Origin of the sequence: Pseudanabaena mucicola FACHB-723, assembly GCF_014696385.1 — a bacterium.
Lineage (GTDB): Bacteria > Cyanobacteriota > Cyanobacteriia > Pseudanabaenales > Pseudanabaenaceae > Pseudanabaena.
In genome coordinates this window covers 1-13,321 of sequence record NZ_JACJQB010000059.1, presented here as the reverse complement: position 1 = coordinate 13,321, position 13,321 = coordinate 1, and the positions used below count along the sequence as shown (strand labels likewise).

Annotated in this window: 13 protein-coding genes; 10 read left to right on the top strand and 3 right to left on the bottom strand. The window is 43.1% G+C overall.

The window, feature by feature from the left end:
- Positions 1-205: 205 nt before the first annotated feature.
- The 4 genes from ychF to cobD all read left to right on the top strand — a co-directional run bounded on the left by ychF (position 206) and on the right by cobD (position 6,710).
- Positions 206-1,297, top strand: coding sequence for a redox-regulated ATPase YchF (gene ychF, locus H6F41_RS17315; protein WP_190404719.1), 1,092 nt, complete (start codon positions 206-208; stop codon positions 1,295-1,297).
- A gap of 206 nt (positions 1,298-1,503) precedes the next feature.
- Positions 1,504-2,442, top strand: coding sequence for a trypsin-like serine peptidase (locus H6F41_RS17310; protein ID WP_190404718.1), 939 nt, complete (start codon positions 1,504-1,506; stop codon positions 2,440-2,442).
- A gap of 4 nt (positions 2,443-2,446) precedes the next feature.
- Entirely contained in the window at positions 2,447-5,452 is a 3,006-nt protein-coding gene (locus H6F41_RS17305; protein ID WP_190404717.1) for a CHAT domain-containing protein, read from the top strand.
- Between the two features lie 172 nt (positions 5,453-5,624).
- The gene (gene cobD, locus H6F41_RS17300) at positions 5,625-6,710 is read left to right on the top strand and encodes a threonine-phosphate decarboxylase CobD (protein ID WP_190404716.1); all 1,086 of its coding nucleotides are present in this window, start codon (positions 5,625-5,627) and stop codon (positions 6,708-6,710) included.
- 36 nt (positions 6,711-6,746) lie between these two features.
- Here cobD and cobS read toward each other — a convergent pair whose 3' ends face one another.
- Positions 6,747-7,499 carry an adenosylcobinamide-GDP ribazoletransferase gene (gene cobS / locus H6F41_RS17295; protein WP_190404715.1) on the bottom strand — a complete coding sequence of 251 codons (753 nt, stop codon included), beginning with the start codon at positions 7,497-7,499 and terminating at the stop codon, positions 6,747-6,749.
- 177 nt (positions 7,500-7,676) lie between these two features.
- Here cobS and H6F41_RS17290 point away from each other — a divergent pair, with 177 nt between their 5' ends.
- The gene (locus H6F41_RS17290; RefSeq protein WP_408962550.1) at positions 7,677-8,945 is read left to right on the top strand and encodes a S41 family peptidase; all 1,269 of its coding nucleotides are present in this window, start codon (positions 7,677-7,679) and stop codon (positions 8,943-8,945) included.
- An 87-nt stretch (positions 8,946-9,032) separates the two neighbouring features.
- On the opposite strand, the gene cysK is transcribed toward H6F41_RS17290, so the two are convergent.
- A complete protein-coding gene (gene cysK / locus H6F41_RS17285; protein ID WP_190404713.1) occupies positions 9,033-9,986 on the bottom strand; it encodes a cysteine synthase A in 954 nt (317 codons plus the stop codon).
- A gap of 183 nt (positions 9,987-10,169) precedes the next feature.
- Between cysK and H6F41_RS17280 the strand changes: the two genes are divergently transcribed.
- From H6F41_RS17280 to H6F41_RS17260, 5 genes are all read left to right on the top strand, one after another.
- Positions 10,170-10,577 carry a ChuX/HutX family heme-like substrate-binding protein gene (locus H6F41_RS17280; RefSeq protein WP_190404712.1) on the top strand — a complete coding sequence of 136 codons (408 nt, stop codon included), beginning with the start codon at positions 10,170-10,172 and terminating at the stop codon, positions 10,575-10,577.
- A gap of 49 nt (positions 10,578-10,626) precedes the next feature.
- Positions 10,627-10,911, top strand: coding sequence for a type II toxin-antitoxin system VapB family antitoxin (vapB, locus tag H6F41_RS17275; RefSeq protein WP_190404711.1), 285 nt, complete (start codon positions 10,627-10,629; stop codon positions 10,909-10,911).
- A gap of 43 nt (positions 10,912-10,954) precedes the next feature.
- Positions 10,955-11,740 carry a DUF4357 domain-containing protein gene (locus tag H6F41_RS17270; protein ID WP_190404710.1) on the top strand — a complete coding sequence of 262 codons (786 nt, stop codon included), beginning with the start codon at positions 10,955-10,957 and terminating at the stop codon, positions 11,738-11,740.
- A 166-nt stretch (positions 11,741-11,906) separates the two neighbouring features.
- Positions 11,907-12,122 (top strand): hypothetical protein, encoded by a 216-nt coding sequence (locus H6F41_RS17265; protein WP_190404709.1) that lies wholly within the window; start codon positions 11,907-11,909, stop codon positions 12,120-12,122.
- Positions 12,123-12,545, top strand: a complete 423-nt coding sequence (locus H6F41_RS17260) for a type II toxin-antitoxin system VapC family toxin (protein ID WP_190404708.1) — start codon at positions 12,123-12,125, stop codon at positions 12,543-12,545.
- 208 nt (positions 12,546-12,753) lie between these two features.
- Here the strand turns inward: H6F41_RS17260 and H6F41_RS17255 are convergent, their stop codons facing one another.
- A complete protein-coding gene (locus H6F41_RS17255) occupies positions 12,754-13,155 on the bottom strand; it encodes a hypothetical protein (protein WP_242023093.1) in 402 nt (133 codons plus the stop codon).
- Between the last annotated feature and the right edge of the window lie 166 nt (positions 13,156-13,321).

The window sequence follows — 13,321 nt, the reverse complement described above, 5'->3', positions numbered from 1 at the left end:
GCTCTTGGGATTACTCTCTATAAATTCAGTTAATTCTTCCAAGTCTTTGCTTTGATTTCTTCTTCTCTATTTTTCCACAACTCATTTAGGTTTGCTATAGCTATAAATATTGTTAAGTGAATTTTGGCAAAAGTCTCACTAAGTGAGACTTTTATGACAGAATTTATAGGCACAATGTCAAGAAGTTTTCGTTTAGATAGCCATCATGCTCAAAGCTGGGATTGTCGGACTACCCAATGTGGGAAAGTCTACGTTATTTAATGCCCTAGTTGCTAACGCCAAGGCGGAAGCAGCCAACTTTCCCTTTTGTACGATTGAACCCAACGTTGGCTCGGTGTCCGTCCCTGACGATCGCCTAAATACCCTCGCTGAGGTCGGTAAATCCGCACAAATCATTCCCACTCGTGTCGAATTTGTCGATATTGCAGGGCTAGTCAGAGGTGCAAGCAAGGGGGAAGGCTTAGGAAATCAGTTTCTCGGTAATATTCGTGTCTGTGATGCGATCGTCCATGTTGTGCGTTGTTTTGAAAACGATGACATTATTCATGTTGAGGCATCGATTGATCCTGCCCGTGATATTGAAATCATTACTTTAGAACTCGCCTTATCTGATTTAGCACAGGTTGATCGCCGTATGGAGCGCACCCGCAAAGCTGCCCGCGCTGATGCCGATGCTAAAGTTGAATTAGCTGCCCTCGAAAAAGTTAGGGAAACCCTTGATGCTGGTAAACCTGCACGTTTAGCGAATCTTAGTGATGAGGAAAAGGAAGCAATTGAGGTGTTGCAGTTGCTGACACTCAAGCCCACAATTTATGCAGCAAATGTCTCTGAAGATGACTTGGCGACAGGCAATGCCTATGTTGAAAAAGTAAGAGCGATCGCAAATTCTGAAAATGCAGAAGTAACGATTGTTTCGGCACAGGTTGAAGCTGAGTTATTGGAACTGCCAGACGATGAGCGCCAAGATTTTCTAGAATCCCTTGGGGTCAAGGAAGGTGGCTTAAAATCGTTAATTCGCGCTACTTATCATCTCTTGGGGCTGCGTACCTACTTCACCGTTGGTCCGAAGGAAGCGCGGGCATGGACAATTCATGCAGGGATGAAAGCCCCTCAAGCCGCAGGTGTAATTCACTCTGATTTTGAGAAAGCCTTCATTCGAGCAGAAACAGTCGCCTTCAAGGATCTGGTGGAATGCGGCTCGATGACAGCAGCAAAAGCGAAGGGATTAGTTCGCAGTGAAGGTAAGGAGTATGTAGTGCAGGAAGGTGATGTGATTTTATTCTTAACTAGTGCATAAACCTGCATAAACCTTAAGTAATGCTGGAAAAGACAAGGAGCTTAAGCACCTTGTTTATTATTCTTAAATAATTCTGATAATTTATAATCTTGGTCGGGTGTTTCAAATTTTGAAACACCGATTTTTTTTGGCATTAGTTGTCCTAAACTGAGCAATAATCAAATTTAGACAGATGTAAAATCTTATATAAACGAATTTGTAAGGCTATGAAATATAGGATTTGGAAGAATTGGTTTGGTGTTGGCATGGCTATGGCTTGCCTATCTGGTCTGACTAGTATCACCCCCATTCAGGCTCAGTCGCTTTCAGGACTGCTCCCCAAAAATGCGATCGCACCGCAACAGATTGATAGCATCCAAGACATCACCGATAGTCTAGACGGGTTTACGCCTGAGAAACTGCGGGAATCTGAATCGCCAGTGGGCAACAATCGCGCAATTATTGGCGAAGATCAGCGCGTGCCTCTATTGAGTCGCGAATATCCTTGGTCAACTGTCGGTAAAGTGGTAATGGTAAGCCGAGATGGCAAAGAATATTCCTGCACGGGTACTTTGATTGGGAAGTCTTTGGTGTTAACCAATGCCCATTGTGTTTACGACCAAAGCGGCAAACTATTCCCCAGCATCTTCTTTTTACCAAATTTGATTAATGGAAGACTGCGGACAAAAAATGATGCGGCGATCGTGCGAAATATTTTGGCAGGAACTAATGATCCCATTGGGAAGTCCGCCGATGACTGGGCAATTTTGCAGATTGATAAACCTTTGGGGGAGAAATACGGATTTCTGAGATGGCGTTCAGTTCCCTCGGCATTGTTACAGCGCTACAAAAACAAGCTTGCGATCGCAGGTTATTCGGGAGACTATCCCGATCCCAAAGTTTATAACGAGCTATCGGCAGGGCAGGGCAAAACCGCAGGGGTGCATATCAAGTGCAGTATCCTCGGTGAAAGGGAAGGAATGTTAGTCCATGATTGTGACACTAACCCCGGCGCTTCTGGCTCAGCATTGATTACAAAAATTGATGGGGTCTATCAAATTGTGGGACTCCATGCCGCAGGACAAAAGGATCAGCGCGGTCGTGGCATTGAGAACTATGCAGTTCGCATTGGTCGCATTGAAGCAGACTTAAAGAAGGGTAAATAGAAATATGTATAGAGGATTGAGTATTGCTGTTTTGACCGCTTTGCTGGGTCTGCCTTTACAGTTTATGCCAAGTGCAACACAGGCACAGGTATCACCACAAAATCGGCAGGATGAAGCGGATCGACTTGCTGCACAAGGTGGGCAGCTATTTCGAGCCAATAACTATCCCGAAGCTTTACAGGTCTATAGACAAGCTTTGCAGATTTATCGTGAGAATCGCGATCGCAATGCCGAGTCGGTAATGCTCAACAATATTGGACTCATTTATTTCAGGCAAAAGCAATACCCACAGGCGCTTGATTTCTATCAACAATCTTTAACGATTAAACAACAAATTAGCGATCGCAAAGGTGAAGGGACTTCGCTGAGTAATATCGGTGCAGTCTATAACAGTCTGCAACAGTACGACAAAGCGATTGATTTTTTTCAGCAGTCCTTAGCCATTAGGAGGCAAATTGGCGATCGCAGGGCAGAAGCAACGGCGCTGAATAATTTAGCAAGTACCTATAGAAACTTGAAACAGTATCAAAAAGCTGCTGATTTTTACCAACAGGCTTTAGTAATCTTTCAGCAAATTGGCGATCGTGATGGAGAAAGTGGTGCGCTGGGAGATTTGGGCAGTATCTATCGAAATTTAGGACAATACCAAAAAGCTGTAGATGCCTATCAGCAGTCTTTAGCTATATTTAGGCAACTGGGAAATCTTCAAGGTGAAAGCTATGCCCTCAGCGATCTCGGTGATGTTTACCGCATTTTGGAGCAGTATCAGCCATCAATTGATTCTTACACCAAAGCCTTAGCCGTGGTGCGAAAGCTTGGCGATCGCGAGAGCGAAAAGAACTTACTCAATGACTTGGGGACTGCCCATATGATTGTGGGGCAGTATCGACCCGCAATTGATTTTTATCAGCGCTCCTTATTGATGGCAAAGCAGTTAAAAGACCGCATTGGCGAAGGAAATTCCTTAATTGGAATTGGAAATGGCTATAACAGTCTTGGTCAATACCAAAAAGCCATTGAGTTTTATCAGCAAGCCTTAGTCTTCAAAAAACAAGATGGCGATCGGCAAAGCGAGGCAAAATTATTAGGTAATTTGGCGAATACCTATGATTACCTTGGTAATTACCAGAAATCCGTTGAATTTAACCAGCAATCTATAGAGCTGTTCAAGCAAGTTAACGATCTCGAAGGAATCGGCAAGTCTCTCAATAATCTGGGCGGGGCGTATAAAAAGTTGGGCGAATATACCAAAGCCATTGACATTCACCAGCAGTCCTTAGCGATCGCTAAACAGCTTGGTTCTAAGGATAGCGAAGCCACAAATTTTAATAATCTTGGCAATATATATCGCGATTTAGGGCAAGTTCAGAAGGCAATTGAGCTATATCAACAGTCCTTAGCAATTAGTCGGAATAATGGCGATCGCGATGGTGAAGGTGTATCCCTCGGCAATTTGGGCAATGCTCACATCAGCCTCAATCAGTTTGCCAAAGCTGCCGATTTTTATCAGCAGACCCTCGCAATTTTTAGACAAAATCGCGATCGCAGTAAAGCTGGACTCTCACTAAATAATTTAGGTTATGCCTTTTCGCAACTCAATCAATCAGAACTGGCAATTCTCTTTTACAAACAATCCATCAATGTCCTCGAATCAATTCGTAAAGATATCAAGGGATTAAGTAAGGAGGACCAAGCATCCTATTTAGAAACCGTTGCTTCGGGCTATAAACGCCTAGCTGACTTGCTAATCAAGCAGGGCAGAATCATGGAAGCATTGCAAGTTCTCGATCTCTTAAAAGTACAGGAGCTAGAAGACTACCTCAAAAATGTCAAGGGCAGCGATCGCAGTGCCGAGGGATTGCGATTACTAGAACCAGAGAAAGCCATCCTGTCGCAATTGACAGACATTAGTCCAGAGCAAAGTGTGGGACTTAACAATCAACTAGCAAAGCAGATCCAAAACCTACCCAAAGCAGAAATCAACAAAATCCCAGACTATCTCAAACAGATTCCCCAAAGTACGGTACTGATTTATCCCTTAATCCTAGAAGATCGACTAGAAATTATTCTCTTTGCTCCCAACACAACGCCCATCAATCGCACCGTCAATATCAAGAAGTCGGAACTTGAAGCGATCGTACTTGAATTTAAAGCAACATTAACTGATTCTGGTTCAGAGGACTATCAAGAACCCGCCCAAGAACTGTACAAATTGCTGATCAAACCCATCGAAGCGGAACTAACTCAAGCGCAAGCCAAAACCATCTTCTATGCACCCGATAGCATCCTTCGCTATGTCCCCCTAGCCGCACTATACGATGGCAAACAATGGCTGAGCGAAAAATATCGCATCAATAATCTGATCGCCTATACCCTCTCTGACTTTGCCCCCAAACCGAAGGTAGAACTGAACATTCTGGCGGGAGCATTTGGTGGTAAAGCAGGAGAAAAAAAGTTTGGTCAAATCGGACTCCCAGCCACCCTCAAAGAAATCGCCGCGATCTCCAAAACATTCCCTAACTCAGTCACATTGCTAGAGAATAACTTTAGCCGTCAAGCGACAGAATCCAAATTTAAGAACCATAACATCCTCCACTTCGCTACCCATGCCGAATTCAACACTGGCACACCCGATAACTCTTTCATTATCTTTGGCAATGGCGACAGGATTCGACTCAGTGAAATCACAGAATGGCAGATTCCCAATGTGGAACTGATTGTACTCAGTGCCTGTCAGACAGGAGTTGGCAAATTGGGTAGTGGTGTCGAAATCTTAGGATTTGGGTATCAAATGCAGAAAGTGGGTGCGAAAAATGCGATCGCATCGCTATGGTCTGTTGATGATGCAGGCACACAGGCATTAATGGAAGCGTTTTACAAGGAACTCCGCAAAGGCAATGTTTCCTCGACTGAGGCACTCCATAGAGCGCAGGTTGCATTAATCAAATCGGATCAGTTTAGCCATCCTAAATATTGGTCTGCTTTTTTTGCGATCGGTAATGGATTGTAATAAGTATCAAGCATAAGTAAATTTAAAACCCAGATTGCCGTGCGGCACGGCAATCTGGGTTACGACTTAAGCCTTTGATAAACTATATATAGCGATGCAAAAAACTAGAAGCAAGTTGCTTCTAGTTTTTTGATACATATACTAAATTCATAACAAGGTCACTGAGACAATAATGCAAGCACCCAATCGCGCACGTCCAATTCATGGGGGCAATCGCCAATGGGCGGCTAGTCTTGCTGGTACTACACCAGACAGTATTTTAGATTTTTCAGCGAGCATTAATCCCCTCGGTGTACCCGCATCGGCGATCGCAGCTATTCAATCCCATTTAGCCGATCTGAGTCATTATCCTGATCCTGAATATACAAGTCTGAGGCAAGCCCTAGGGAAGTTGCATCAACTGCCGCCCGAATGGATTTTAGCGGGAAATGGCGTGGCGGAGCTGCTAACTTGGGTAGGTCGTGACCTATCTCAATTAGCCTCAACGGTTCTATTCACTCCAGCCTTTACCGATTATTATCGCGCCCTCAAGACCTTTGATTGTGCTATCGAAAAGTATGCGCTTCTCTCAAACCATCAACCTCTTGTCTTAAATGCCGTACTTCCAGAAATTGCTCATCCAGAGACCAAAGGCATATTAATTAATAATCCCCACAATCCTACGGGCTATTTATTTACTAGGGACAGTCTATTACCCTATCTAGAGCAGTTTGCACTGGTGGTCATCGATGAAGCTTTTATGGACTTTCTCACCCCAGAGCGCCAACAAAGTTTGATTGACTTAGTGCCAGAGCATCCAAATTTAGTGATTTTGCGATCGCAAACTAAATTTTACAGTTTACCAGGGTTGCGTTTGGGCTATGCAATTGCCCATCCCGAACGGCTCCAGCGTTGGCAGACATGGCGAGATCCTTGGTGTGTCAATAGTTTGGCAGTGGCCGCAGGAATTGCGGTACTTGATGATCATGCATTTCAACAGCAGACATGGGATTGGTTAGAGCGTGCTAAATCGCAACTATTTACAGGTTTGTCCCAAATATCAGGTTTACATCCTTTGCCCAATGCCGCAAATTATCTTTTAGTGGAAACGGAAAGAGCGGGTTCCATTTTACAAAGGGAACTTTTGCAAAGAGATAAGATTTTGATTCGCGACTGTGTAAGTTTTCCCGAATTAGGCGATCGCTATTTTCGGGTTGCAGTTCGCCTAGAAAATGAAAATCAGCGCTTGATTGAAGCCCTAGCTCGATTGCACACCTAAAATAGAATTGTGGCGCTTCGTGCCACAATTCTATTTTTATAAATAGGCGATCGCAAACAGACCAATAGCTTCAGTCCACTCGACAATTGCGCCGTAGGTATCACCAGTATGTCCGCCAAGTTGCCGATTTAGCCATGCGCCGATTAGCCATGTGGTGCTAATTGCGATCGCAGTTAGCATTATCGCTAGATAAATTGACTGATAAATCCAGCCCATCGCCAAATTAGCGGCAATTAATAAACTTGCTACTAACCAAACTTGCCAATGGTGTAGCCCCTCTTGATGGAACTTGCCCTTACCGACCTTCTTAAGATAGGGATAAGCCATAATCGCTCGTAATTGTCCCCACCTTGCCCAAGACCAGAGACTAGCTAAAATCCAGAAACGATGCTCGCTGATGGTGGCTAAGCCAATTATTTTAAGTAACAAAATTGCGATCGCAGCCATCGCACCAAAGGCTCCTGTATGACTATCTGCCATCACCTCAAGGCGACGATGCGGCTCGGTAACTGCTAAACCATCAGCAGTGTCCATTGCCCCATCAAGGTGTAACCCGCCTGTGATTAGTAATCCTAATAAAATGACAATTAGCGATCGCAGAGAAATCAAATTGGGATTTGGTTTGAGTATTGCTAGCCCAAAATCGACAGTGGCAATCGCCATGCCGATCAAAATGCCCACTAGGGGCGCGTAGATCGCAATTCCTCGAAAATCAAGTATTTGCTTGGAGTTGAGTGGCAGGCAGGTATAAAAAATAATTGCGGCTTGAAATTTCTGCCAATATTGCATTTTCTTGCATACCTAAATTCTAGATTTAGAATCGCATAAACTGCCCCTTGCTAATTTATGACTAATTTTAAGCCTGTATCGGTACGGATAACCCGCGCAATATGTTGGATCAAAGTGAAGATTAGCTAGGATAGAGGGAGTAGTTTTTTTGCATCGAGAATTTGCATAGAGAGCATGATAAAGCAACGTCGTATTTGGGCTTGGTTCTTAGTTGGTTTGGTCACCATTGCCGCACAATTTCTCTGGGTGGGGAACGCCGATGCAGCCGTGACCGACTATTTGCAAGAACAGAAATTTTTGACTAATGTCTGGCAAATCGTTAACCGCTCCTATGTTGATGAGGATTTCAATCATCAAAATTGGTACAAAGTGCGCCGCCAGTTTGTGAATCGGAAATTTAATAGCCGCGAAGATACCTATCAAGCCATTCGTGAAATGCTTGCTACTCTCGATGACCCTTTTACCCGCTTGTTAGAACCAGACAAGTTTAAAAGTATGCAAACCAGTACATCAGGTGAGCTAACGGGGGTGGGCTTGCAGATTGCCGTGGATGAACCTGATAATAACGTGACGGTGATTGCCCCCATTGAAGGTTCTCCTGCGGATGTAGCGGGGGTCAGATCTCGCGATCGCATTGTCGGCATTGATAACATTCCCACCACGGGTTTGAGCCTTGATGAATGTGCGACGAGAATGCGTGGGGCAATTGGCTCAGAGGTAAAGCTCAACCTAGAGCGTCCCCTTGCCGATGGTAAGGGTGTCGAAAAACTAGACGTGGTGATTAAACGCGATCGCATTGCTGTGACACCGATTATTGCCAAGCTTAATCAAGAGGAAAATCATAAAGTTGGTTATGTGCGACTTAATCAGTTCAATGGTAATGCGGTGACAGATATGGAAAAAACACTCCGCAAGCTAGAGTCGGATGGTGCTGACCGCTATGTTCTCGATCTTCGCGGCAACCCCGGAGGACTATTTGATGCGGGTTTACAAATTGCGCGGATGTTGATTCCTGAAGGCACTGTGGTTTATACCGTGGATCGGCATGGTGTGCAGGAAAGTTTTGAAGCCAAGGGCAGCGCGATTACCAATGATCCGCTAGTGGTTCTGACAGATAGTGGTACAGCTAGTGCTAGTGAAATTCTGGCAGGAGCATTGCAAGAAAATCAACGCGCTCAACTGGTTGGCACAAAGACCTATGGCAAGGGATTAATTCAATCTCTGTATGAATTAGAAGATGGTGCAGGGTTAGCGGTAACGATTGCTAAATATGAGACTCCATTGCATCACAACATTCATAAACGGGGAATCATTCCTGATGTGGAAGTAGCGCTAAATGAACCAATTACGCGCAAGCAACTCGGCACAAATGAAGATCCTCAATATGTTGCGGCTCTGTCGGTTTTAAATGGAACTTATAAAAATGTAATTGCGAAGTCTAAATAGTTACCCCCCTTTAATTCCCCCTTGCAAAGGGGGAAGACCAGAAATCTAATTCCCTCCCCTTGGCAAGGGGAGGGTTAGGGAGGGGTTTTAACTCAATGCCATCAATTCAGGATCTTGAAATAGCGGCGTACTTAAGTAACGCTCACCAAAGCTGGGCTGAATCATGACGACCATTTTGCCTGCATTTTCGGGACGCTTGGCGATTTGGACTGCGGCATAGAGCGCTGCGCCACTGGAAATTCCTGATAGCAAGCCTTCCTCACGGGCTAATCGGCGACCAAAGGCGATTGCTTGGTCATCGCTGACAGGGATAATCTCATCAATCAGTTCTGTTTTGAGAACTTCAGGTACAAATCCTGCACCAATGCCTTGGATTTTGTGGGGGCCGGGACGACCACCAGACAAGACAGGGCTGTTCGCTGGCTCGACTGCGATCGCTTTAAATTCTGGCTTACGGGATTTAATTACTTCCGCAATTCCTGTAATCGTTCCGCCAGTTCCCACTCCCGAAATTAGAAAATCAATATGTCCATCGGTATCTTCCCAAAGTTCTTCGGCAGTAGTTTTACGATGGATGGCAGGATTGGAAGGATTGCGGAATTGTTGCAGCATATAGGCATCGGGAGTGCTTTCACTAATTTCCTTAGCACGACGGATTGCACCGCCCATGCCTTCAGTTCCAGGGGTTAGTTCCAGTGTTGCACCGTAGGCTCGTAACATCGAACGCCGTTCCATACTCATGGTTTCAGGCATGGTCAGAATTAATTTATATCCCTTCGCGGCGGCGACCATTGCTAAGGCAATCCCTGTATTCCCTGAGGTTGGCTCGACTAGGATAGTTTTATTGGGCGAAATTAAACCCTGTTCTTCAGCTTCTTGGATCATGTTTACGCCGATGCGATCCTTGACTGATGCGGCAGGATTCATCCCTTCTAGTTTGACGATGATTCGTGCCACACAGCCTTCAGCTTTGGGGATGCGCTGTAGCTCGACTAAGGGAGTATGCCCAACTAATTCCGTAATATTATTAGCAATTTTCATAAATATATGCCTGCAAATGAGCTTGTTGTCAACTTTAGAGCATTTTTGAGGTCTTGGGAAATTTACGATCGCAAACTTTATCACCCAAAAGCTACACACACTAACTCTTTTCAGCTTTAATAGGGTAATTGCGATCGCAAAAAAATTTCACATCATCATCATAAATTTATTAAGTTAATTATTATGTCTCCTACATTAAAAGATTTTTTAGAAGAATGTCACACTCTCGGCTTAGTCCGCCTGATCGTCACCAGTGATGCGGGTGTGCTGGAAGCAAGGGTAAATATCGAGAAGCTGTTTTATGCTGAACTCCCCAAGGGCAAGTATGCGAATATGCATTCTGAGCATATCGAGTTTCACCTCAACATGGACAAAATCACTGATGTCCGCTTTGAAACCGCCGAAGCCAAACGCGGCAATTTCACCACCTACGCCATCCGTTTCCTCGATGCCGATGACAAGCCCCAAATGAGTGCTTTCCTGCAATGGGGTAAACCAGGAGAATATGCTGAAGGTCAGGTCGAAGCATGGGCTGCGCTCAAAGACAAGTACGGTGAAACTTGGAAGCCTGAGCCTGTTGAGAGTGTATAGGTCATAATTGTTAATATTTCTATCTGCAACTACGCCAGAGTGAAAGTTAATGCAACAAACTATTACTAAAGATCAAGAATCTAGCACCAATACTTCCTTAGATGATGAGGTGCTAAAAATCTTTGCAAAAATGCCAGATTCTCTCAAAATCGAGGTTCTGCATTATGCAGAATATCTATTGAATAAGGGAATTGAAAAATCATCTGGTAATGCGATCGCAAGTGATGACATACCTAAGAAAAAGTACAGGCAAGCAGGAACGATGACAGGGCTGATTGTGATGTCAGATGATTTTGATGAGCCGTTGGCAGAAATGCAGAAGTATATGGATTAACTCCTATTGATACATAATTAACTAACTCATCAGTATCAAATATATGAAATATGACGAATATCATGAAGGTGAATCGAAAGGAATCAGAGCATTAGGCTACTATAAGAATCAAGATGGTAAAGAGTTTTTAGTTTGCAAAGGTTCTGCTGCTGTTGGTGATTCTGATCTTTCGCTAGATTTTGCTGAAGGTAAAAAAAAGAGATACAAAAGATACCTAGAAATAAGAAACGACCTTATTGCTACTAAAAAATTAGCAAAAAAGGGTAATTGCTATGAATTTATCGAAGATGTTGAGTTTGATGATGTATCTCCAGCAGCATCTATAATTTGGGGGTCTAATAGAAATGGTAGAAGGGATTTTACACCGAATGGTAAAAAAGTTAAAATTGGACAAAATATAAGATCTGTAAACAAACCGACTGTTTTTCAAACTGATAGTATAAAAACAGTTGAGGCTCCCACATTAGTTGAACAGACCGTCTTTAAGGAAGAAAACGATGAACTGGCGTTCGGTGAAGGAAAAAAGGTTGAGCAATTACACAAGTTAATAGAAAGAGATAAGGCTGTAGTCGATTTGGCTAAAAAAAAGGCGAAAGAAAGAGATCCTTTTCTATGTTGCTCTGTCTGCGGTTTCTCTTTCTTGAAGAAATACGGAGAAGATTTTATAGAGGCGCATCATATCAAACCTTTATCAGAAATTACAGAAGAAGTAGAAACCAAAGTTGAAGATCTAGCGATGGTATGCTCGAATTGCCACAGGATGCTCCACAGAAGAAAGCCTTGGCGCTCAATATCGGAATTACAATCAAAAATTTTGAATCGCAAGTGACTTTGTATTGCGATCGCTGTTTGATTGTGATGGATTAGAGATCATGATATTGAGGTATTGAAGGGGTGATCGCAAGTTTGGGTATTGAGAGGGGTGATCAGTCTGTATTAACAAAGTGACCTAATTGTTATAATCATTTCTACAAAATGATTGAGTTCTAACCCTAATGTCAATAACCCTAGAAGAAAGAGTCGCAATCCTAGAAGCTGAAATCACCCTGATAAAAAACAAGGTGGAAAGTCCAACTGCCACAGTAAAACCTTGGTGGGAGCAAATCACAGGAACATTTGCTGATAGCCCAGACTATGACAAAGCTATGCAACTAGGCAAAAAATACCGTGAGTCATTGCGTAAGACATCAACAAAGTCCCGCAAAAAATAGATGTACATACTCGATACAGACCATCTCAGCGTATTGGATCGTGGGGGGATTAACGCTCAGCGTCTTCTTACTCGCTTAGCAAAAGTTAATCCTAATCAAGTCTCAGCAACCATTATCAGCTACGAAGAACAAACAAGAGGATGGTTAAGCCACATTTCCAAAGCACGCAACCTTGAAGCGCAAGTTGAAATTTACAAACAACTCAAAAGACAAATCAACAATTACTGCGCTACCCCCATTATTGATTTTGATATAGATGCCGCGAATGAATTCCAGAGAATCAGAAAGCTATACCCTCGCCTCGGCACAATGGACTTAAAAATTGCAGCCATCGCCCTTGTTAACAATGCGATCGTATTAACCCGCAACACTTCTGATTTTGAGCAAATTGCTAATTTACAAATAGAAGATTGGACACAGTAAATTGATCGCTGTTTGATTTTTTTGAAGTAGCGATCGCGATGTTTTGGGGTTGATCGGGCGATCGTCGTTTGATTTTTTGTGGATGCGGTTCCACTCAATGGTGATGATAAGTCCCAAATGAATACTTGCCTACAATCAGGCAAAACCGCTAATAAATTTTGTAGCTGTATGTAGCCATGTTCGAGTTTAGCATTAAGGCAACAAGAGATTAGCAAAGCAAAGCTGTATTGAGATGATTACCAAACAAATGAATTCCCAAGAAACTTAAAATTAAATAGACAAATGAAATGATCAACCCACTCACCAATAAATTGATAGCAAAAAATAGCAATAATGCCATAACGCGATGGGCAATTTTAGTGAAAGGGTGAGTGTGATAAGGGGAAGTGTAATGAGGTGCGGCTATATCTTGAACTTTTCTCCATTTTTTATAACGATCTTTACCAATCAATAAAACAAAGAAATATCTTGCAAAGATCAAGTTAATCACAAACCTTAAATCTATCAATTTTGGTGAAGGTTTGGGAAGGGCGGAGGAAATTACATCTTTAAGATTTTTATGTTCTTCGGTACTCAATTTCTCAATGATAGCCTCAGGGATGCGAGCCATGTAGTAGTCAGCATCTCTTAGGCTATAGTCCTTGATTGTATAATTTGAAGGCATGGGGTCTGGATCAGAAGTGTTGAACGATAAGAAATAACTAGAAAAAATCGCTTCTAATTTAGTAAACTAGAAACGACAAATTAAAAAATATTGTTAATGATGCTATCTAACT

Coding starts and splice junctions, on each gene's coding strand:
- cobD (WP_190404716.1), top strand. CDS start 5,625: ATGCAAGCACCCAATCGCGCACGTCCAATTCATGGGGGCAATCGCCAA.
- H6F41_RS17260 (WP_190404708.1), top strand. CDS start 12,123: ATGTACATACTCGATACAGACCATCTCAGCGTATTGGATCGTGGGGGG.
- cobS (WP_190404715.1), bottom strand. CDS start 7,499: ATGCAATATTGGCAGAAATTTCAAGCCGCAATTATTTTTTATACCTGC.
- vapB (WP_190404711.1), top strand. CDS start 10,627: ATGCAACAAACTATTACTAAAGATCAAGAATCTAGCACCAATACTTCC.
- ychF (WP_190404719.1), top strand. CDS start 206: ATGCTCAAAGCTGGGATTGTCGGACTACCCAATGTGGGAAAGTCTACG.
- H6F41_RS17280 (WP_190404712.1), top strand. CDS start 10,170: ATGTCTCCTACATTAAAAGATTTTTTAGAAGAATGTCACACTCTCGGC.
- cysK (WP_190404713.1), bottom strand. CDS start 9,986: ATGAAAATTGCTAATAATATTACGGAATTAGTTGGGCATACTCCCTTA.
- H6F41_RS17265 (WP_190404709.1), top strand. CDS start 11,907: ATGTCAATAACCCTAGAAGAAAGAGTCGCAATCCTAGAAGCTGAAATC.
- H6F41_RS17305 (WP_190404717.1), top strand. CDS start 2,447: ATGTATAGAGGATTGAGTATTGCTGTTTTGACCGCTTTGCTGGGTCTG.
- H6F41_RS17255 (WP_242023093.1), bottom strand. CDS start 13,155: ATGGCTCGCATCCCTGAGGCTATCATTGAGAAATTGAGTACCGAAGAA.
- H6F41_RS17270 (WP_190404710.1), top strand. CDS start 10,955: ATGAAATATGACGAATATCATGAAGGTGAATCGAAAGGAATCAGAGCA.
- H6F41_RS17310 (WP_190404718.1), top strand. CDS start 1,504: ATGAAATATAGGATTTGGAAGAATTGGTTTGGTGTTGGCATGGCTATG.